Origin of the sequence: Baekduia sp. (genome assembly GCF_035318805.1) — a bacterium.
GTDB lineage: Bacteria > Actinomycetota > Thermoleophilia > Solirubrobacterales > Solirubrobacteraceae > Baekduia.
Genome location: NZ_DATHDY010000006.1, coordinates 1 through 19,185 on the forward strand (window position 1 = coordinate 1; position 19,185 = coordinate 19,185).

The window sequence follows — 19,185 nt, forward strand, 5'->3', positions numbered from 1 at the left end:
GAGCGCCGCGGCTTCACCACCGAGCCGCTGGACGTCGGCGACGGCAAGTACACCTTCGCGGTCAAGGGCGACGGCGCCTTCTCGATCTTCAAGTTCGAGGGCGGGACGCACCGCGTTCAGCGCGTGCCCGCCACCGAGTCCCAGGGCCGCATCCACACCTCCACCGCCACGGTCGCGGTGCTGCCCGAGGCCGAGGACGTCGACGTCCACATCGACCCCAACGACCTGACGATCGACGTCTACCGCTCCGGCGGCCCCGGCGGCCAGTCGGTCAACACCACTGACTCGGCGGTGCGCATCACGCACAAGCCGTCGGGCGTCTCGGTCGCGATGCAGGACGAGAAGAGCCAGCTGCAGAACCGCGAGAAGGCGATGCGCGTGCTGCGCGCCCGGCTCTACGACCGCGCGTTGGCCGAGCAGCAGGCCGCCGCGGCCGACGCCCGCCGCTCGCAGGTCGGCACGGGCGACCGCGCGGAGAAGATCAGGACCTACAACTACGGCGAGCGCCGCGTCACCGACCACCGCATCAAGCTCACCGCGCACAACCTCGACGCCGTGCTCGAGGGCGAGCTGGACGAGTTCACGTCCGCGCTGGCCGACGACGAGAAGCGCCGGGGCCTGGAGGCGCAGGCCGCCGGATGACCCCGTTGAAGGGCGTGGCCGTGCGCGAGGCGCTCGACTCGGCGCTGGTCGCCCTCCAGGGCGCCCGCATCGAGAACCCGCGGCTGGACGCCGAGGTCCTGCTGGCTCACGCGCTGGGCGTCGACCGCACCGCGCTGTGGCTCGATCCCGACCGTGAGGTCACGGGCGACGGCGCCCGCTGGTTCCGCGACGCGATCCGGCAGCGCACCGTGCAGCGCGTGCCGGTCGCCTACCTCGTCGGCCACAAGGGCTTCCGCCACCTCGACCTCGCGGTCGACCCCCGGGTGCTCGTGCCGCGCCCCGAGACCGAGCATCTCGTCGAGGCGCTGCTGGAGCTGCCCCACGGCGCGCGCGTCCACGACGTCGGCACCGGCAGCGGCGCGGTCGCGCTCGCGCTCAAGGACGAGCGCCCCGACCTCGTCGTCAGCGCCAGCGACGTCAGCGCCGGCGCGCTGGCCGTCGCGCGCGCCAACGCGCAGCGGCTGGAGCTCGACGTCGGCTTCGCCCAAGCCGACCTGCTCGAGGGGATCGACGGCGACCTGCACGCCGTGGTCTCCAACCCGCCCTACGTCACCGAGGGCGACCGGGCAGCCATGGCGCCCGAGGTCACCGCGCACGAGCCGCATCTGGCGCTCTTCGCCGGCGCCGAGGGCCTGAACGTCATCCGGCCGCTCGTCACGCAGGCGGCCGCCACGCAGGCGCGGATGCTGGCGCTGGAGGTCGGCGCGGGGCAGGCGCCCGCGGTCCGCGGGCTCGTCGCCGCCGCCGGCTTCCCCGAAGTCGCGGTCGTGCGCGACCTCGCCGGCATCGAGCGCGTCGTCGTGGGACGCCGATGACCATCACGCCCGGTCAGGCCGAGACGTTCGAGCGCTGCATGGCGGTCGGCGGCGTGGCGGTCTTCGGCGCCGACACGGTCTACGGACTGGCCTGCGAGCCCGACACCGAGGACGCGGTCGCGCGGCTGTACGCCATCAAGGGCCGGCGGCCCGACAAGCCCGCCGCGGTCCTGTTCTTCTCGCTCGAGCTCGCGCTCGCCGGGCTGCCCGAGCTCGGTCCGCGGACCGTCGCCGCGCTGCAGGGCCTGATGCCCGGCGCGGTCACCGTGCTGCTGCCCAATCCCGCCGGGCGCTTCCCGCTCGCGTGCCGGGCACCCGACGGCGACATCTCGACGCTCGGGCTGCGGGTGCCGGCGCTCGGGCCGGCCACCGCCGCGCTCGGCGCGGTCCGCTGGCCGGTGCTGCAGTCCAGCGCCAACCCGTCGGGCGGCGCGGACGCGCGGCGCCTCGAGGACGTCCCCGCGGCCATCCGCCAGGAGGCCGACCTGCTGCTCGACGCGGGCGAGCTGGACGGCACCGCGTCGACCGTGATCGACCTGCGTCGCTTCGAGTCCGACGGCGCCTGGGAGATCGTGCGCCAGGGCGCCGTCGCCCGAGAGCGCGTGGTTGCGGCGCTCGACGGCCTCACCACCTGAGCGGGCGTTCCCTCACTGCGCCCAGCGCGCTAGATTTTGCGCGACATGGTCATCGCCGTCGGGTCGGACCACGCGGGCTACCACCTCAAGGAGCACGTCAAGGACGTGCTGCTCGCGTCGGGGCACGAGATCGTCGACGTGGGGACGGCCACGCCGGACTCGGTCGACTATCCGGCGTTCGCCGAGCAGGCCGCGCGCCTGGTCGGAGACGGCCAGGTCGATCGGGCGGTGCTGGCGTGCGGGTCGGGCGTCGGCGTCGCGATCGTCGCCAACAAGGTCGCGGGCGTCCGGGCCGTCAACGCGCACGACCCGTCCGAAGTCGAGATGGCGCGCCGCCACAACGACGCCAACGCCGTGACCCTCTCAGGCGCGCGCCTGGCGCCCGACCAGGCCGACGCGATCGTCGAGCGCTTCCTGCGCACCGCCTTCGAGGGCGGGCGCCACGCCCGCCGCGTGGCGCAGATCTCCGAGCTGGACGGCTCGGCGGTGCCCTCGGAAGCCTGAGCGGCGCCGCCCACGCTGGTATCTTCGAAGCCGTCGCGACTGGCGCCATGGGAGGAACCGACCTCCGGGGAGCGACACCATCACTCTGCCGCGCGCCTGGGCATCCATCGGAACCAAAAGGAGTCCACCCGTGTCTTCCGATCTGAGCCCCGACTTCTTCAACCGCCCGCTGGCGGATGTGGATCCCGAGGTCGCCGACGCCATCGCCCTCGAGCTCCAGCGCCAGCAGCGCACGCTGGAGATGATCGCCAGCGAGAACTTCGTGCCGCAGTCCATCCTGGAGGCCCAGGGCAGCGTCCTGACCAACAAGTACGCCGAGGGCTACCCGGGCAAGCGCTACTACGGCGGCTGCGAGTACGTCGACATCATCGAGCAGCTGGCGATCGACCGCGCCAAGTCGCTCTTCGGCGCCGAGCACGCCAACGTCCAGCCGCACGCGGGCGCGCAGGCCAATTCCTCCGTCTACCACGCGCTCCTGCAGCCGGGCGACACGATCATGGGCCTGGCGCTGCCGCACGGCGGTCATCTGTCGCACGGCATGAAGCTCAACGTGTCGGGCCGCCTGTACGACATCGCGCCCTACCACGTCGACCGCGAGACGTCGCTGATCGACATGGACGAGGTGCAGCGGATCGCGCACGAGCGCAGGCCGAAGCTGCTGCTCGCCGGCTGGTCGGCCTACCCGCGCCAGCTGGACTTCGAGCGCTTCCGGGCGATCGCCGACGAGGTCGGCGCGATCCTCATGGTCGACATGGCGCACTTCGCGGGCCTCGTCGCCGGCGGCGTGCATCCCAACCCGGTCCCCTACGCCGACGTCGTGACCTCGACGGTGCACAAGACGCTCGGCGGCGCGCGCGGGGGCCTCATCCTCTGCCGCGAGGAGTACGCCAAGGCCATCAACTCGGGCGTGTTCCCCGGCCAGCAGGGCGGGCCGCTGGAGCACGTCATCGCCGGCAAGGCCGTCGCCTTCAAGATCGCCGCGACCGAGCTGTTCGCCGAGCGCCAGCGGCGCACGGTGCAGGGCGCCCGCGCGGTCGCCGACGGCCTGCTGAACGCCGGCCACGGCGTCAACGTCCTCACGGGCGGGACCGACGTGCACCTCGTGCTGGTCGACCTGCGCGACTCCGAGATCGACGGCCAGCAGTCCGAGGACCGGCTGCACGACATCGGCATCACGGTCAACCGCAACGCCGTCCCGTTCGATCCCCGCCCGCCGGCCGTCACCAGCGGCCTGCGCGTCGGCACGAGCGCGCTGGCGACCCGCGGCCTGCAGGCCGAGGACTTCCGCGAGGTCGGCGAGATCATCGCCACCGCGCTGACGCCGGCGTTCGCCGCGCAGCGCGACGAGCTCGCCGATCGCGTGACGGCGATCGCCGAGCGCTACCCGCTGTACGAGCAGCTGAGCGCGCGCGCCGCGGCGTAGCGCCGCGGCACCGGAGGCTCAGGCGCGCCGCGCCGCGCGCGCGAGGATCTCGGCCATCCGCCGCGCCTGCCGCGCCACGTCGTGCTCGGCCGCCGCCGCGCGCGCGGCGGGGTTGGGCGACGGCATCGCGGCCGCGCGCTCCAGCGCGGCGACCAGCGCCGCCGGATCGCGCGGGTCGACGAGCACGCCGGCCGCCGGCGTGACGAACTCCGGCGGGCCGCCCTCGGTCGTGCCGACCACCGTGCGCTCCAGCGCCATCGCCTCCAGGGCGGCCAGGCCGAACGGCTCGACGACCGACGGCTGGCAGAGCACGTCGCACGCCGCGATCCACGACGGCACCTCCGCGTGGGGGACGCGGCCGACGACCGTCACTCCCGGCCGCCCCTCGAGCGCACCGCGCAGCGGGCCGTCGCCCACGTAGGTCAGCGAGCCGCGGCCCAGTGTCGCGAACGCGTCGGCCAGCCCGACGACGTTCTTGCGCTCCAGCAGCGATCCGACGCACAACAGGCGCGGGTGCGCGCCGTCGCCCGGCCAGGCCGCGGGCTGCGTTCCGGGAGCGAACTCGGCGAGGTCGACGCCGAGGTCGCAGACCTCGCACGCCAGGCCGGCGTAGCGCGCCTCGAGCCGGTCGGCCAGCCAGCGCGAGTTGGCGATCACCGCCGCGGCGCCGCGGACGACCGGCCGCGTGGCCGCGCGCAGCGGCGCCCGGTCGAGGTTCGCGACGTCGGTGCCGTGCGCCATCACGACGAGCGGCGCCCCGGACGCCCGCGCGGCCGCCAGGCCGGCCGCGCCCGCGGGGAGGAGGAAGTGCGCGAAGACGACGTCGGGTCGTGTGCGCCGGGCGGTGCGCACCGCGTCGGCCGTCAGCCGCGCGTACTTGGCGGGCGATCCGCCGCGCTGCGAGATCGCCGCGACGTCGACCCCGTGGCCGAGCGCGAGCAGCTCGCGCCGCAACGGCAGCAGGAAGCTGCCGAGGTCCGGCTCGCCGGGCGACGGCCACATCTGGGTGACGAGGAGGATGCGCACCGCCGGAGAGCCTCGCACGCCGGGCTGCCGAATACCCTCTGCGGCGTATGACGGAGCTCCACGCGGTCTACGCGTTCGTCGTCGCCTTCGCGGTGGCCGGGCTCCTCACGCCGCTGACGGCCCGCTTCGCCCGCCGCGTCGGCGCGGTGGACCAACCCAAGGCCCGCGGCCTGGGCCGCGAGTCGACGCCGCTGCTCGGCGGCCTCGCGATCTTCGCGGGCGCGCTCGTGGCCGGGCTCCTGTTCATCGAGACGACGTCCCGTACGCACGACCGCTTCGTCGGGATCCTCGCCGGCGCCGCGCTGATCACGCTCGTCGGGGCGCTGGACGACCGCTTCGACCTGCACCCCGCGGTCAAGCTCCTCGGCCAGGTCGTCGCCGCGGTCATCCCGGTCACCGCCGGCGTCGAGGCCGGGAACATCACGCTGCCGTTCGTCGGTCCGATCGACTTCGGCTCGCTCGGCGGGCCGATCACCGTGGTCGGCCTCGTCGCGATGATGAACGTCGTCAACTTCTCCGACGGGGTCGACGGGCTGGCCGCCGGCGTCTGCGCGATCGCGGCGCTGGCGTTCTCGATCATCGCGTTCGACCTCGACCGCAGCCACGCCGCGATCCTCGCCGCGTGCACCGCCGGGGCCGCCGCGGGGTTCCTGGTGCACAACTTCCCGCCCGCCTCGGTCTACATGGGCGACACCGGCGCGAACCTCCTCGGCTTCCTGCTGGGGTGCATCGCCGTCGAGGGCGCGGTCAAGACGCAGGCGGTGCTCGCGCTGGTGATCCCGCTCGTCGTGCTCGCCGTGCCGTTCCTCGACACGACGTTCGTGGTGCTCAAGCGCATGAAGTACAAGCGCAAGGTCTACGTCGCCGACGCCAACCACTTCCACCATCGCTTCAGCCGGATCGGCTTCAGCGAGCGGCGCACGCTGGTCTACCTGTATGCGTGGACGCTGCTGCTCGGCGGCTTCGCCGTCGGCCTGCGGTTCATCCCGTACTCCGACAACCACGGCCACCTCAACGCCGGCTGGGCGATCGTCGTCGCGGCGTTCGCGCTGCTGGTCGCCGCGGCCAGCGCGTACCTCGTCTACGTGCTGGAGATCCTCAAGCTCCGGCGCCTGAGCGCCGTCCGCATCCGGCGCCTCCGCCCCGACGCGGGCGAGACGGAGGTCGACGCGGACGTGGAGCGGCAGATCGAAACCGGCGAATTCGAGGCGCTCGAGCGCAAGGGGTAGGTCGAGCGCAAGGGGTAGGGCCCTACGGCCGCGCGCCGTAGACCGTGCCGCGGTAGATCCCGACGATGGCGTCGATCACCTCGTCGTCGGGGAGCGGCTGCTCCTGGACCAACTGCTGGTAGAAGGTGCGCTCGACCATCCAGGTCAGCGCGAACGCGGTCGCGTGCGCCGTGCTCGGCAGCGGCTGGCCCTCGCGCTCGATGCGCCGGGCGGTGGCCTCGACGAACCGGTTGAGCAGGCCGCGCCAGAACGTCGCGATGTCCTCCTCGTAGGTCGAGACCTCGACGATCGCGCGGATCAGCGTGCCGTGCTCCTTGTAGAGCGCGGCGATCCGCGTGAGCGCCTCGCGGATCTCGTCCTCGGGGTCGTCGCCCTCGCCGGAGAACCAGATGTCGGCCTGCGCGTAGAGCAGCTCGGTGACGTCGCCCGCCAGGCGCATCAGCAGGTCGCGCTTGTCGCGGAAGTAGAAGTAGAACGCCGTGCGCGAGATGCCGGCGGCGGTGGTGATGCGCTCGACGTTGAGGTCGGCGTAGGAGGAGCCCTCGGCGAGCAGCTTCTCGGTGGCGGTCAGGACCTTGGCCTGCACCTGCGCGCGCTTGGCGGTGGGCGGCCCTTGGCGATGGGCGACCGGCGAAGCGGCGCGTGGGTCCTCTTCGGCCATGGCCGTCCACGATACCGGCCGCCCGTTGACACCATGTCAACGGCGACTTGACACCGTGTCAAACGGGCGGCAGGATCCTCGCATGTCCAACCTCCTCGACCTCACCTCGCAGGGCGACGTCGCCACGATCACCGACGAGTCCAAGCTCTCGCAGGTCGTCCTCATGACGCCGCAGCAGCTCTACGAGCTGTGGGAGCGCCAGCCGTGGCAGTCGCACACGATCGACTTCACCAAGGACCGCGAGCACTGGGCGCAGATCAGCGACGAGGACAAGGACCACATCGTGTGGTTCCTCTCCTCGTTCTTCATCGGGGAGGAGCGTGTCGCGACCCAGTTCAACGGGCTCGTCGGCGCCTACGAGACCCAGAGCGAGGAGCACTTCCTCACGACCCAGCAGGTCGACGAGGCGCGCCACGCGCAGCACTTCAACAACTTCTACACCGAGGTCGTCGGCTACGACGGCTCGTTCGAGGAGCGGCTGGACCGCGCCCGCGAGGACCTCAACGACTCCTTCAAGATCCTCTTCGACGACGTGCTCGTCGACGCCAACCGGCGGCTGCTGGCCGCGCCCGGCGACCTCGAGGCCAAGGTGGACTTCGTCACGACCTACCACATGGTCATCGAGGGGACGCTCGCGCTGACCGGTCAGGACACCCTCACGCGCGTCTTCGAGGAGCGCGGGATCCTGCCCGGCTTCCTGGAGGGCTTCCGGCGCATCTCCCAGGACGAGCACCGCCACGTCGCCTACGGCACCTGGTTCCTGCAGCAGAAGGCCAAGGACCCCGCGCTGGCGCGGCGCATCCAGAAGACGCTGGCCGAGCTGATCCCCGTCGCCGCCGGCGTGCTGACGCCGCGCGGCTACGAGATCGGCGAGGAGTACGAGATCCTCGGCGTGCGCAGCGACGAGGTCCACAGGTTCGCCTTCCAGGCGCTGACGCGACGGCTGAAGGTCATCGGCGTGTCGCTCGTGCCGGCCGAGGAGGACGCCGTTCCGGCCTGACCGTCGGCACGGCGCAGCGGCGGCGCCGGCCACCAGGCAGCCGGCGCGCTCGCTACCGTGCGCGCCTCCATGCGCCTGATCCGTCCCGTCCTGCTCCTGACCCTGCTCGCCGTCGCCGCCCTTCCTGCGGCCGCCGCCCAAGCCAAGGTCGCCGTCGGCATCGCCGACAACAAGTCCGACATGTTCACCGACGCGCGGTTCGCGGCGCTGCACGTCAAGTACGTGCGGGTCATGGTGCGCTACGACGCGATGCACGACGCGCCGACGCGCACGTGGCTCGACGGCTGGATGGCCGGCGCCGAGGCCCAGGGCCTCAAGCCGCTGGTGACGTTCGACCGCTCGCCCAAGCGCACGTCGTACAACCCGTCCGCCGCGCAGATGGCCAAGTCGATGAAGGACCTGCGCAAGCGCTACCCCTTCGTCAAGGAGTTCGCCACCTGGAACGAGGCGAACATCAACAAGAGCCCGACCACCGTCGCCCGCTGGTGGCTGGCGATGCGCAAGGCGTGCCCGACCTGCACGGTGCTCGGCGCCGACCTGCTGGACCGCGACAACGTCGGCACGTGGGCCAAGCGCTTCGTCAAGGCCGCCGGGCGCACCCCGAAGGTCTGGGGCCTGCACAACTACACCGACGCCAACCGGCTCAAGACGACCGGCACGCGCAAGCTGCTGGGAGCCGTCAAGGGCGCCGTCTGGTTCACGGAGACCGGTGGCGTCGTCTCGCGCGCCAACGGCTCGGGCATCACGTTCCCGACGTCGGCCTCGCACGCCGCGAAGGCCACCAGGTTCGTCTTCAGCACCCTGGTGAAGGTGAGCCCGCGCGTGCAGCGCGCGTACGTGTACCACTGGAACACCGGCGTGGGCGACGGCCGCACGTGGGACTCCGGCCTCATCGGCCCCGACGGCAAGGCACGCCCCGCGCTGGCGATCCTCCAGGGCCTGCTCGGCGTGAAGGCCGGTTAGCCGTACTTGCGCTGCCCGGGGCACCCCTGATACGGTGCCCGGGACTTCTCCTACAGCTAGGTCGTCAAGACCTACAACTCACGGAGGAGGGACCAAGCATGCGAAGCGATCGACGCGACATCCTCCCCACGACGCTCAAGGCGACCCCGGTCGCCGCGGGCCGCCGTGGCCTCGCTCCGTCTTCGCTCGCGCGCTAGGTCTTCACCACCTGTCCGCGGGCGTCCATCGCCCGCGGGACCCTCGTCTCGTCTGAGACACCAGTCACCGGGCGGTGGCCCCTTCATCTCAGCACCGAAGGAGCACCATCGTCATGCTGTTCAACCTCCACGCCGACTACGTCAAGGCCGCCACTCCCCGCCCGCGGGCGACGGCGCGTCACGTAGCCGACGCACGGTTCGCAGAACCTCCCCCGAGACCGGTTCGCGCGCGCGTCGCGCGCGCGCTGGCCTCGGCCGCCACGCGCGTCGACCGCGAGTCGGCCCGCCGCGCCGTGGCGTAGGACCCGCTCGACGGACGCCCGTCCCGGCCCCAGGCCGGGGCGGGCCGTCTGTGGGACCGCTCGGACGGGTACCTTGCTTGCCGATGCACTTGGGCAACCTGAATCAGCGGGAGCCGTTCACCACGCTCGACGGCTCGACGATTCGCGAGATCGCCGGCGCCACGACGCTGCCGTCGCAGCACCAGAGCCTGGCCGAGGCGACGGTCCCGGCCGGCGGCGCGACGACGGCGCACTACCACCTGCAGTCCGAGGAGCTCTACTTCTTCACCGCCGGTCGCGGCCGGCTGCGCGTCGCCGGCGAGTGGCGCGACGTCGCGCCCGGCGACTGCGCCGTGCTTCCGCCGGGGACCGAGCACAAGCTCGAGAACCCCCACGACGAGCCGCTCGTGCTGCTGTGCTGCTGCGCGCCGGCGTACTCGCACGAGGACACGGTGCTCACCGAGGAGCCCGCAGAGCAGCGGTGAGCCTCGTGCGCCGGATGCTCCTCACCGTCGCGCTGTTGGCGGCGGCCCTTGCGCTCCCGTCCTCGGCGGGCGCGCTCGTCGTCGGGATCGGCGACCAGAAGGCCGACATGTTCTCCGACCCCCTGTTCACCGGCCTCGGCGTCGCGCACGCGCGGCTGGCGGTGTCGTGGGACGCGATGGAGAACGCGTGGGAGCGCGACCAGATCGACGTCTGGCTCGACGCGGCCCGCGCCGAGGGCGTCCAGCCGCTCGTCGGCTTCTGGCATGCCCGCGGCGATCGGCGTCGCGTCCTGCCGACGCCCTCGCGCTTCCAGTACGAGTTCCGCCAGTTCCGCGCGCGCTATCCGTGGGTCACGACGTTCGCCACGTGGAACGAGGCCAACCACTGCGGCGAGCCGACGTGCCACCGCCCGCAGCTCGTCGCCGCGTATTACCGCGCGCTGAAGCGCGAGTGCCCCAAGTGCACCGTCCTGGCCGCCGAGGTGCTCGACATGCCGAACATGGCGAGCTGGGTCGATGCGTTCCAGAAGCACCTCGGGTTCCGCCCCAAGATGTGGGGGCTGCACAACTACCTCGACGCCAACCGGCTGCGGACCACGGGCACCCGGACGCTGCTGCGCCACACGCGCGGGCAGATCTGGTTCACCGAGACCGGCGGGATCGTCCAGCGGCTGAACACGACGAAGGTCGGCTTCCCCGAGTCGACGGCGCACGCGGCGACGGCGACGCATTGGGTCTTCGACCGGCTGGTGCCGCTCAGCCGGCGCATCACCCGCGTCTACCTCTACCACTGGAACGCCGTCCGCGGCGACAACTGGGACTCGGGGCTGGTGGATTCGCGCGGGCGCGCGCGGCCGGCGCTGACGGTCGTGCGGAGGGTGCTGCGCGCCGCCGAGGCGCGCCGGCGCGCGCGGCTGCTCGCGCAGGTCAGCCCCGGCTGACGAGAACCGATCGCGCGCCGCGCGACGGCGTGAGGACGATGGCGCGGCGGCGCGTGCGCTCGGGGCGCGGATCGGCGGGGCGCAGCCGCGCGCCGGCCAGGACCGTGCGGAGCACCGAGCGGAGCTCGAGCTGGGCGAACGCGGCGCCGACGCAGCGGCGGATGCCGCCGCCGAACGGCAGCCAGCCGTAGGTCTCCGGACCCTGCTCGAGGAAGCGCTGCGGCCGGAAGGCGGTCGGCTGCGGGTAGAGGTCGGCGCGGCGGTGCGTGAGGTAGATGCACGGCGCGACGCGCGCGCCGGCCGGCAGGTCGTGGCCGGCGACGTGCAGCGGCGCGGTGAGGCGGCGGACGGCGAACGGGAGCGGCGGCTTCAGGCGCAGCGTCTCGGCGGCGACGGCGTCGAGCCACGGCGTGGGCGCGCCGGGCGCGCCGACGGCGGCCCGGGCTTCGGCGCTCGCGCGGGCGTGGGCCTCGGGGTGGCGGTGCAGCAGCTCGAACGTCCACGCCAGCGCCGTGGCGGTCGTCTCGTGCCCGGCGAGCAGGAGCGTCATGAGCTCGTCGCGCAGCTCGCGATCGGTCAACGGCTGCCCGTCCTCGTCGCGGGCGGCCAGCAGCAGCGAGAGGACGTCGGTGCGGCCGCGCAGCTCCGGGTCGCCTCGTCGCGCGCCGATCTCGGCGAAGAGCAGCGCGTCGACCGCGTCGCGCGCGGCGAGGAAGCGCATCCACGGCGAGCGCGGGCCGAGGTCGCGGCGCAGCGCCGGCAGGAGCACCAGCGACGAGAGCGCGGTGTCGGGCAGCAGTTGCGGGACGAGGGCGCGCAGCGCGGCCGCCCGCTCGCCGTCCTCGATGCCGAAGACGACGCGCACGATGATCGCCAGCGTGATCGCGCGCATGCGCGGCTCCAGCGCGAACGGCTCGCCCAGCGGCCAGGTGGCGAGGTCGCGCGCGGCGATCTCGGCCATGTCGTCGGCGTAGGCCTGCAGGCGCTCGCCGTGAAACGGCGGGAGGACGAGGCGGCGGCGGCGCAGGTGCCGCGCGCCGTCGAGCAGCAGGAGCGACTCGGGTCCGACCACGGGCTCCAGCGGCGCGTTGCCCTCGCCGGCGCGCACGGTCTCCGGGTCGCCGGTGAAGATCGTGCGCAGCGCGGACGGGTCGCTGATCGCCACGACCGGGCCCAGCGGGAGGTGCAGCGTGAAGACCTCGCCGCACTCGCGCCGGCCCTGCTCCATCAGCCACTCCGGGCGGAAGATCCAGGCGAGCAGCTGGCGCTGCCGCGACAGGGCGGGACCGGGCGGCAGGGCCGCGGTGGTGGAGGCGTCGGGCAGCATGCGCCCGGCCATCATCTCCGACGCTCAGCTGCCGCGCGGCAGCCACGTCGCGATGACCTTCGCCGACCTCGATCGGGAGGAGCTTCTGAGGGTTGCCTAACACGAAAGGATGACGCGCGCGCCCACGTGCGCGCGTCAGACTGTTCGAGCCGCTTGTCACGAAGTTGTTACAAAGTCCGCGACTTCGCTAGTGTGCCGCGTGCCGCCAAGGAGGCCTGTGTCCTCGCCTCCGGAAGGGTCGCCCGCGCATCGTTCGCACGGGCGTGCCACGCCATCGAGCAGAGCGCCCCTGTCGCGCGCGCTGACGCCATGAACGAGCCTCACGAGAACCTCGACCACGACCCCTTCTCCGACGACGACGCCCGCCGTCGCAGCCGCCTGCGGCGCGACGGCGCCCCGGCACGTCGGCGGAGCCGCCGCATCCGCTGCGCGGGTCCCGTGGCCGTGCGCCGCGCCGTGCGCATCCGTCGCCGGCCGTGTCCGCGCGATCCGCGCGGAGTGGGCAGGTCCTAGCCATGGTCCTCATGCGCCAGCTCGACCTCGTCATCCTCGCGGTCGCGCTTCCGATCTTCGTCGTCGCCGGGTGGCCGCTGTTCGGCTACGCCGCCGGCGCGTTCGCGTGGCTCGTGCAGCGCGCGATCGCCGAGGTCCTGGGCCGCCGCGCCGCCGCGTCGGACGATCCGAAGACCGTCGTCGGCCTGACCGCCGGCTCGATGATCGGACGCGGATGGTTCGTAGCCCTTACGATCTTCGGCGCGTACCTCGCCGCAGGGAGCGATGACGCCGTCGGTCTGGCTGCCGCCGTGCTCGTCATCGTGCTCTTCACGGCCTACTTCACCGTGTCCCTGATCTTCCGCCCGTTCGAGAACCACCGAGAGCTGCCTTCGTGACCGCGACTGCACCGCCCAACGTCCTGAAGACCCCGAAGCGCCGCCGCTGGATGCAGCCGTCGCGCGCCGCCATCCTCCTGACCCCGCTGATCGCCCTGCTCGCGTCGCCCGCCGGCGCGTTCGCGCTCAACATCAACGAGAACTTCCACCCGCAGAACGAGTTCAAGCTCGATCCGTGGATCGACCTCGGGACGTTCAGCATCAACAAGGCCGTCTTCTACGTGATCGTCGCGTCGGCCCTGACGTGCTTCACGATGATCTACGTCGCCAAGCGGATGACGGAGCGGCCCAACAAGGTCCAGACGGCCGTCGAGAGCGCGTTCCTGCTGATGCGCGACAACATCACGCGCGGCAACATGGACGACAAGATGGCCGCGAAATGGTTCCCGTTCATCGGGGCCCTCTTCCTCTTCATCTGGTTCTCGAACATGCTCGGCTACCTGCCGCTGCCGACCAACACCGAGCACAAGGTCGACATCTTCGGCCTGCACATCCCGAGCTTCGCGCTGTACGCCGCCACGGCCAACATCTCCGTGCCGCTGGTGCTGACCCTCATCGTCTGGGTCAGCTACCACGTGGAGGGCATCCGGGCCAAGGGCTTCGTCGGCTACTTGAAGTCCTGGGTCCCCGCCGGCGTCGAGGGACCCGCGACCGGCCCGATCTTCGTGATCGAGGTCATCTCCCACTTCGTCCGCCTCGTCAGCCTCTCCGTTCGTCTCTTCGCCAACATCCTCGCCGGCCACCTGCTGATCCTCTTCATGGGCGGCGGACTGGTCGTCCTGCTGAACCTGTCGATCTTCGGCTCGGTGATCCTGGGGTCGATCACCGGCGTCATGGCCGTCGCGTTCTTCATCTTCGAGGTCGCACTGGTCGCGACCCTGCAGGCCTTCATCTTCGCCACCCTTACCGCGATCTACCTCGGCGGCGCTGTCGCCGCCGAGCACTAACCAAGGAGACACACCGTGGACCTGTCCGTCATCAACGAGGTCACCACCCTCGCCCAGGCCGCCGATCCGGCCACCGCGCAGGAGTACGGCCGCAAGGCCGGCAAGGCGATCGCGCTGGGCATCGGCGCCGGTCTCGGCACCATCGGTCCGGGCGTGGGCGTCGGCTTCATCTTCGGCAAGGTCATCGAGTCCGTGACCCGTCAGCCGGAGATGCGCGACGAGATCACCTCGATCCAGTGGCTCGGCTTCGCACTGACCGAGGCGATCGTGTTCTACGCGTTCATCTTCGGCCTCATCGCCTTCTTCCTCGGCTAGCCCAGGATGCTGACCAGCATCATCAGCGGGCCGCTCGCCGCGACCACCACGACGGAGGAGAACAGCAACTTCCTCGTGAGCCCCGACGTGGGGCTCATGATCTGGACGCTGCTCGCCTTCCTCGTCACGTTCTACCTCCTGCGCAAGCTGGCGTTCCCGAGGATCTCCGAGGCCCTCGAGAAGCGCCAGCACCTGATCGAGGAGTCGATCGACACGGCGCAGCGCACGAAGGCGGAGGCCGACGAGATCCTGGCCGAGTACCGCGAGCGCCTCAAGGAGGCGCGTTCGCAGGCCGAGGAGATCGTGGCCCGTGCCCGCAAGGCCGCGGAGACGCACGAGCGCGAGAGCCTCGAGCACGCCAAGGAGTCGCGTGAGGAGCTGCTCGCGCAGACCCGCCGCGACATCGAGTCCGAGACCCGCCGCGCCATCCAGGAGATCCGCAAGGAGGTCGCCGACCTCACGGTCGCCGCCACCGAGGCGGTCACCCGGAAGACCCTCACCGAGGACGACCAGCGTCGTCTCGTCGAGGAGGCGCTGTCGGAGCTCGACTTCACCGCCCTGGGGGAGCGCCGCTAGATGGAGGAGATCGCTCGGGTCTACGCGCGGTCGGTCTTCGAGGTCGCCAAGGAGCACGACAAGCTCGACGTCGTCCGCGAGCAGCTCGGCCAGTTCGCCGATGCGCTGGAGGAGAACCGCGAGCTGTCCATCTTCTTCTTCTCGCCGTACTTCAACACCGTGGAGAAGAAGGACGGCCTGGGCCGCGTGCTCGAGGGAGCCGACGAGATCGTCGAGAACTTCCTCGGGCTGCTGATCGAGAACCACCGGATGCCGGCGATCTTCCGCCTGCGCCGGGAGTTCGAAGTCCTTTGGGAGCAGGAGAACAAGCTGCTCCCGGTGACCATCACGTCCGCGGTGGCGCTCGACGCAGCTACCGTTAAGAGCATCGGCGATGCCATCGGTGCTCAAACCGGACAGCAGGTCGAGCTGACCTCGAACGTCGATCCCGACGTGCTCGGCGGCCTTGTCGTCCGCGTCGGCAACTCCATCCTGGACGCCTCCATCCGCAACCGCCTCGAGAACCTCCGCCGCAGCGTCGCTCGCGCCTAGCGCGACGGGTGGGCGGGACCGACTTCACATCAAGGAATCAGAACGCATGCAGATCAAGCCCGACGAGATCACCTCCATCCTCAAGTCCCGCATCGAGGGGCTCGACCAGGGACAGGCCGAGCTGACCGAGGTCGGCACCGTCCTCTCGGTCGCGGACGGCATCGCCCGCATCCACGGGCTCGAGAACTGCATGTCGTTCGAGATGCTCGAGCTGCCCAACGACGTGACGGGCCTCGCCCTGAACCTCGAGTCCGACAACGTCGGCGCCGTGCTCTTCGGCCCGTGGGAGAACATCGTCGAGGGCGACACGGTCAAGCGCACCGGTCACCTCCTCGACATCCCCGTCGGCGAGGCCATGCTCGGCCGCATCGTCTCGCCGCTCGGCGTGCCGCTCGACGGCAAGGGCGACATCGAGACCACCGAGCGCCGCCCGGCCGAGTTCAAGGCCCCCGGCGTCGTCAAGCGCCAGCCGGTCACCGAGCCGATGCAGACGGGCCTGAAGGCCGTCGACTCGATGATCCCGATCGGCCGCGGCCAGCGCGAGCTGATCATCGGCGACCGCCAGACGGGCAAGACGGCGATCGCGATCGACGCGATCATCAACAACAAGGACACCGATCTGCTGTTCGTCTACGTGGCGATCGGCCAGCGCATGGCGACGGTCGTCGGCATCGCCGAGACGCTGGCCGAGGCCGGCGTGCTCGACAAGACGATCATCGTGGCCGCCGCAGCCGACGAGGCCGCGCCGATCAAGTTCCTCGCCCCGTACGCCGGCGCCGCGATGGCCGAGTACTTCCTCTACAAGGGCGGGCACGCGGTCGCGATCTACGACGACCTCACCAAGCACGCCTTCGCCTACCGCCAGATGTCGCTGCTGCTGCGCCGCCCGCCGGGCCGCGAGGCGTACCCCGGCGACGTCTTCTACCTCCACAGCCGCCTGTTGGAGCGCGCCGTCAAGCTGTCCGACGACCTCGGCGCGGGCTCGCTCACGGCGCTGCCGATCATCGAGACGCAGGCCGGCGACGTGTCGGCCTACATCCCGACGAACGTGATCTCGATCACCGACGGCCAGATCTTCCTCGAGCCCAAGCTCTTCAACTCGGGCGTGCGCCCCGCCATCAACGTGGGCATCTCGGTGTCCCGCGTGGGCGGCAACGCGCAGATCAGCTCGATGAAGAAGGTCGCGGGCCGCCTGAAGATCGAGCTGTCGCAGTACCGCGACCTCGAGGCCTTCGCGCAGTTCGGGTCCGACCTGGACCCGGACACGCAGCGCACGCTGGCGCGCGGCGCCCGCCTGGTCCGCACGCTGAACCAGAACGAGCGCGAGCCGCTGCCGGTCGCGCTGCAGGTCGTGCAGGTCTACTCCGCCACCAATGGCTTCCTGGACCGCATCGAGGTCGATCGGGTGCCCGAGTTCCTCACCGGCCTGACGCAGCGCGTCCAGTCCGAGGGCAAGGAGCTGCTCGAGAAGATCGGGTCCGGCGACTGGGCCGACGAGACGCAGAAGCAGCTGCGGGACCTCATCGCGACGTTCGCCGACGACTTCGGCTACGACCTCGACGAGGAGGGCCAGCCGACCGACGACGCCGCCGACAGCGACCGCGTGAAGTCTCGCGTGGGCGGTGCCGGCCCCGAGACCGACGCGGACGTCGGCGAGGAGTCCGAGGCCCAGACGGAGGCGGCCGGCGCCGCCGCGTAGGCGGCCCCGGTCGGCACCACTGACTCATGGCGCAGCGCGACGTCAAGAACCGGATCGCCTCGGTCCAGAACATCCGCAAGATCACGCGGGCGATGGAGATGGTCGCCGCTGCCCGCCTGCGGCGGGCCGAGCAGCGGATCGAGCACCTGCGCCCGTACGCCGGCGCGATCCGCCGCATGACCCGTCAGGCGGCCGAGGCCGCCGGCGGTGAGATCGGCTCGCTGCCGATCCTCAAGCAGCACGACTCCGAGCAGCGCGTCGGGCTGCTGCTGGTCACGGCCGACCGCGGCCTGGCCGGCGCCTTCAACTCGCAGATCGTGCGTGCCGGCCTCCGTGCCGCCGCCGAGTACGAGGAGCAGGGCAAGGACATCGTCTTCTCCGCGACGGGCCGCCGCGGCGTGTCGTCGCTGACGTTCCGCGGCCGCGATCCCGAGGGCACGTGGACGGGCTTCACCGAGCGGCCGGCCTACGCCAACGCGCGTGAGGTCGCCGAGGCGCTGATGGCGGCCTACGTCGACGGCAAGGTCGACCGCGTGGAGATCCTCTACAACGGCTACGTGTCCCCGCTGGTGCAGGAGGTGCGCCGCGAGACGCTGCTGCCGCTGCAGGAGGCGACGATCCTCGAAGGCGACGATCGCGACCAGGAGGGGGCCGACGGCGAGACCGGCCACCACGCGCTGGTCGAGTACGAGCCGGATCCCGCCGACATCCTCGAGCGCCTGGTGCCCGACTACGTGGAGATCTCGATCTTCCGGGCGCTGCTGGAGTCGTCGGCCTCCGAGCTGGGCGCGCGCATGACCGCCATGCGCAGCGCGTCCGAGAACGCGGGCGAGGTGATCGAGGACCTGACCCTGCAGATGAACCGCGCCCGTCAGGCCGAGATCACGCAGGAGATCATGGAAGTCGTCGGCGGCGCCGAGGCGCTGACCTAGATCAACGGCAGGGTGCGGAGGCGCGGAAGCGCTGACGTAGTCCCGAGCAGCGCACTGAACTTCGAAGCACGTTCCAGGAGAACTGAAACCATGGAAGCCAGCACCACCGCGGCCCCCGAGGCCCAGCAGAGCGAGAAGAAGAACGTCGGTCGCATCGAGGAGATCCAGGGCGTCGTCATCGAGGCCGTGTTCCCCGACGAGCTGCCGCACATCTACAACGCCATCCGCGTGAGGCTCACCGACGAGGCGAAGGCCGAGGAGGGCTTCTCCGGCGAGGCCGGCGCCGAATGGCTCGTGTGCGAGGTGCAGCAGCACCTCGGCGACGACCGCGTCCGCGCGGTCGCCATGGACACCACCGACGGCCTGGCCCGCGGCATGGAGATCGAGGACACCGGCGGCCCCATCACGGTGCCCGTCGGCGAGATGACCCTCGGCCGCATCTTCAACGTCCTCGGCGACGTCATCGACGACGGCGAGCCGATCGAGGTCAAGGAGCGGTGGCCGATCCACCGCACGGCCCCGACCGTCGAGAACCTCACCCCGACGACCGAGATGTTCGAGACCGGCATCAAGGTCATCGACCTGCTCGCGCCCTACGCCAAGGGCGGCAAGGTCGGCCTGTTCGGCGGCGCAGGCGTCGGCAAGACCGTGCTCATCCAGGAGCTCATCCACAACCTGGCGTCCGAGCACGGCGGCCTGTCGGCCTTCTGCGGCGTCGGCGAGCGCTCCCGCGAGGGCAACGACCTCTGGCTGGAGATGACCGAGTCCGGCGTCATCGACAAGACGATGATGGTCTTCGGCCAGATGAACGAGCCCCCCGGAGCGCGCATGCGCGTGGCGCTGACCGGCCTGACGATGGCGGAGTACTTCCGCGATCAGGGCGGCCAGGACGTGCTGCTGTTCATCGACAACATCTTCCGGTTCGTGCAGGCCGGCTCCGAGGTCTCCGCGCTCCTGGGCCGTATGCCGTCCCAGGTCGGCTACCAGCCGACGCTGGAGTCCGAGATGGGCCAGCTGCAGGAGCGGATCACGTCGACCCGCAGCGGCTCGGTCACCTCGGTGCAGGCCATCTACGTCCCCGCGGACGACCTCACCGACCCGGCCCCGGCCTCGGTGTTCGCCCACCTCAACGCGACGACGACGCT

21 protein-coding genes and 1 riboswitch are annotated in these 19,185 nt (G+C 71.5%); of the genes, 18 read left to right on the forward strand and 3 right to left on the reverse strand.

What is annotated here, in order from left to right; genetic code table 11:
- From VK501_RS00255 to glyA, 5 genes are all read left to right on the forward strand, one after another.
- A partial coding sequence (locus VK501_RS00255) for a peptide chain release factor-like protein (RefSeq protein WP_324333433.1) occupies positions 1–642 on the forward strand: 642 nt, incomplete at its 5' end.
- Entirely contained in the window at positions 639–1,478 is an 840-nt protein-coding gene (prmC, locus tag VK501_RS00260) for a peptide chain release factor N(5)-glutamine methyltransferase (RefSeq protein ID WP_324333435.1), read from the forward strand. The genes VK501_RS00255 and prmC, both read left to right, overlap by 4 nt.
- Positions 1,475–2,113, forward strand: a complete 639-nt coding sequence (locus VK501_RS00265) for an L-threonylcarbamoyladenylate synthase (protein WP_324333437.1) — start codon at positions 1,475–1,477, stop codon at positions 2,111–2,113. Before prmC ends, VK501_RS00265 begins: the two co-directional genes overlap by 4 nt.
- A gap of 45 nt (positions 2,114–2,158) precedes the next feature.
- Positions 2,159–2,617, forward strand: a complete 459-nt coding sequence (gene rpiB / locus VK501_RS00270; RefSeq protein ID WP_324333440.1) for a ribose 5-phosphate isomerase B — start codon at positions 2,159–2,161, stop codon at positions 2,615–2,617.
- 25 nt (positions 2,618–2,642) lie between these two features.
- Positions 2,643–2,726, forward strand: a riboswitch (ZMP/ZTP riboswitch).
- A 21-nt stretch (positions 2,727–2,747) separates the two neighbouring features.
- A complete protein-coding gene (gene glyA, locus VK501_RS00275) occupies positions 2,748–4,040 on the forward strand; it encodes a serine hydroxymethyltransferase (RefSeq protein WP_324333442.1) in 1,293 nt (430 codons plus the stop codon).
- A gap of 18 nt (positions 4,041–4,058) precedes the next feature.
- Here glyA and VK501_RS00280 read toward each other — a convergent pair whose 3' ends face one another.
- A complete protein-coding gene (locus VK501_RS00280) occupies positions 4,059–5,066 on the reverse strand; it encodes a glycosyltransferase (protein WP_324333444.1) in 1,008 nt (335 codons plus the stop codon).
- Positions 5,067–5,113: 47 nt separating this feature from the next.
- Here VK501_RS00280 and VK501_RS00285 point away from each other — a divergent pair, with 47 nt between their 5' ends.
- Positions 5,114–6,295, forward strand: a complete 1,182-nt coding sequence (locus tag VK501_RS00285; RefSeq protein WP_324333446.1) for an MraY family glycosyltransferase — start codon at positions 5,114–5,116, stop codon at positions 6,293–6,295.
- Between the two features lie 22 nt (positions 6,296–6,317).
- On the opposite strand, the gene VK501_RS00290 is transcribed toward VK501_RS00285, so the two are convergent.
- Entirely contained in the window at positions 6,318–6,956 is a 639-nt protein-coding gene (locus VK501_RS00290) for a TetR/AcrR family transcriptional regulator (protein ID WP_324333448.1), read from the reverse strand.
- Positions 6,957–7,038: 82 nt separating this feature from the next.
- Between VK501_RS00290 and VK501_RS00295 the strand changes: the two genes are divergently transcribed.
- The 4 genes from VK501_RS00295 (at position 7,039) to VK501_RS00310 (ending at position 10,823) form a co-directional block, all read left to right on the forward strand.
- On the forward strand, positions 7,039–7,956 hold the full coding sequence (locus VK501_RS00295) for a ribonucleotide-diphosphate reductase subunit beta (RefSeq protein ID WP_324333450.1): 918 nt from the start codon (positions 7,039–7,041) through the stop codon (positions 7,954–7,956).
- A 69-nt stretch (positions 7,957–8,025) separates the two neighbouring features.
- Complete coding sequence (locus tag VK501_RS00300; RefSeq protein WP_324333452.1) at positions 8,026–8,919, forward strand: hypothetical protein; 894 nt, start codon at positions 8,026–8,028, stop codon at positions 8,917–8,919.
- A 582-nt stretch (positions 8,920–9,501) separates the two neighbouring features.
- A complete protein-coding gene (locus tag VK501_RS00305) occupies positions 9,502–9,882 on the forward strand; it encodes a cupin domain-containing protein (protein WP_324333454.1) in 381 nt (126 codons plus the stop codon).
- A complete protein-coding gene (locus VK501_RS00310; RefSeq protein ID WP_324333456.1) occupies positions 9,879–10,823 on the forward strand; it encodes a hypothetical protein in 945 nt (314 codons plus the stop codon). Before VK501_RS00305 ends, VK501_RS00310 begins: the two co-directional genes overlap by 4 nt.
- On the opposite strand, the gene VK501_RS00315 is transcribed toward VK501_RS00310, so the two are convergent.
- Entirely contained in the window at positions 10,810–12,150 is a 1,341-nt protein-coding gene (locus tag VK501_RS00315) for a cytochrome P450 (protein WP_324333458.1), read from the reverse strand. The two genes, VK501_RS00310 and VK501_RS00315, sit on opposite strands and share 14 nt — an antisense overlap.
- 515 nt (positions 12,151–12,665) lie before the next feature.
- On the opposite strand from VK501_RS00315, the gene VK501_RS00320 reads away from it, so the two are divergent.
- The 8 genes from VK501_RS00320 to atpD form a co-directional block, all read left to right on the forward strand.
- The gene (locus VK501_RS00320; RefSeq protein WP_324333459.1) at positions 12,666–13,040 is read left to right on the forward strand and encodes a hypothetical protein; all 375 of its coding nucleotides are present in this window, start codon (positions 12,666–12,668) and stop codon (positions 13,038–13,040) included.
- Complete coding sequence (gene atpB / locus VK501_RS00325) at positions 13,037–13,987, forward strand: F0F1 ATP synthase subunit A (RefSeq protein WP_324333461.1); 951 nt, start codon at positions 13,037–13,039, stop codon at positions 13,985–13,987. The genes VK501_RS00320 and atpB overlap by 4 nt, the downstream gene beginning before the upstream one ends.
- 15 nt (positions 13,988–14,002) lie before the next feature.
- On the forward strand, positions 14,003–14,302 hold the full coding sequence (atpE, locus tag VK501_RS00330) for an ATP synthase F0 subunit C (protein ID WP_324333464.1): 300 nt from the start codon (positions 14,003–14,005) through the stop codon (positions 14,300–14,302).
- A 6-nt stretch (positions 14,303–14,308) separates the two neighbouring features.
- Positions 14,309–14,878: a F0F1 ATP synthase subunit B gene (gene atpF / locus VK501_RS00335; RefSeq protein WP_324333466.1), complete on the forward strand. Its 570-nt coding sequence runs from the start codon at positions 14,309–14,311 to the stop codon at positions 14,876–14,878.
- A complete protein-coding gene (gene atpH / locus VK501_RS00340; protein WP_324333468.1) occupies positions 14,879–15,409 on the forward strand; it encodes an ATP synthase F1 subunit delta in 531 nt (176 codons plus the stop codon).
- A 46-nt stretch (positions 15,410–15,455) separates the two neighbouring features.
- The gene (gene atpA, locus VK501_RS00345) at positions 15,456–17,108 is read left to right on the forward strand and encodes a F0F1 ATP synthase subunit alpha (protein WP_324333469.1); all 1,653 of its coding nucleotides are present in this window, start codon (positions 15,456–15,458) and stop codon (positions 17,106–17,108) included.
- A 26-nt stretch (positions 17,109–17,134) separates the two neighbouring features.
- On the forward strand, positions 17,135–18,040 hold the full coding sequence (gene atpG / locus VK501_RS00350; protein ID WP_324333470.1) for an ATP synthase F1 subunit gamma: 906 nt from the start codon (positions 17,135–17,137) through the stop codon (positions 18,038–18,040).
- 90 nt (positions 18,041–18,130) lie between these two features.
- Positions 18,131–19,185 (forward strand): F0F1 ATP synthase subunit beta (gene atpD, locus VK501_RS00355; RefSeq protein ID WP_324333472.1); only part of this gene is annotated, 1,055 nt, incomplete at its 3' end.

What these genes read in the sequence shown, in the direction of transcription:
- prmC (WP_324333435.1), top strand. Translation starts at nt 639, where the DNA reads ATGACCCCGTTGAAGGGCGTGGCCGTGCGCGAGGCGCTCGACTCGGCG.
- VK501_RS00265 (WP_324333437.1), top strand. Translation starts at nt 1,475, where the DNA reads ATGACCATCACGCCCGGTCAGGCCGAGACGTTCGAGCGCTGCATGGCG.
- rpiB (WP_324333440.1), top strand. Translation starts at nt 2,159, where the DNA reads ATGGTCATCGCCGTCGGGTCGGACCACGCGGGCTACCACCTCAAGGAG.
- VK501_RS00285 (WP_324333446.1), top strand. Translation starts at nt 5,114, where the DNA reads ATGACGGAGCTCCACGCGGTCTACGCGTTCGTCGTCGCCTTCGCGGTG.
- VK501_RS00290 (WP_324333448.1), bottom strand. Translation starts at nt 6,956, where the DNA reads ATGGCCGAAGAGGACCCACGCGCCGCTTCGCCGGTCGCCCATCGCCAA.
- VK501_RS00295 (WP_324333450.1), top strand. Translation starts at nt 7,039, where the DNA reads ATGTCCAACCTCCTCGACCTCACCTCGCAGGGCGACGTCGCCACGATC.
- VK501_RS00300 (WP_324333452.1), top strand. Translation starts at nt 8,026, where the DNA reads ATGCGCCTGATCCGTCCCGTCCTGCTCCTGACCCTGCTCGCCGTCGCC.
- VK501_RS00305 (WP_324333454.1), top strand. Translation starts at nt 9,502, where the DNA reads ATGCACTTGGGCAACCTGAATCAGCGGGAGCCGTTCACCACGCTCGAC.
- VK501_RS00315 (WP_324333458.1), bottom strand. Translation starts at nt 12,150, where the DNA reads ATGCTGCCCGACGCCTCCACCACCGCGGCCCTGCCGCCCGGTCCCGCC.
- VK501_RS00320 (WP_324333459.1), top strand. Translation starts at nt 12,666, where the DNA reads ATGGTCCTCATGCGCCAGCTCGACCTCGTCATCCTCGCGGTCGCGCTT.
- atpF (WP_324333466.1), top strand. Translation starts at nt 14,309, where the DNA reads ATGCTGACCAGCATCATCAGCGGGCCGCTCGCCGCGACCACCACGACG.
- atpH (WP_324333468.1), top strand. Translation starts at nt 14,879, where the DNA reads ATGGAGGAGATCGCTCGGGTCTACGCGCGGTCGGTCTTCGAGGTCGCC.
- atpA (WP_324333469.1), top strand. Translation starts at nt 15,456, where the DNA reads ATGCAGATCAAGCCCGACGAGATCACCTCCATCCTCAAGTCCCGCATC.
- atpG (WP_324333470.1), top strand. Translation starts at nt 17,135, where the DNA reads ATGGCGCAGCGCGACGTCAAGAACCGGATCGCCTCGGTCCAGAACATC.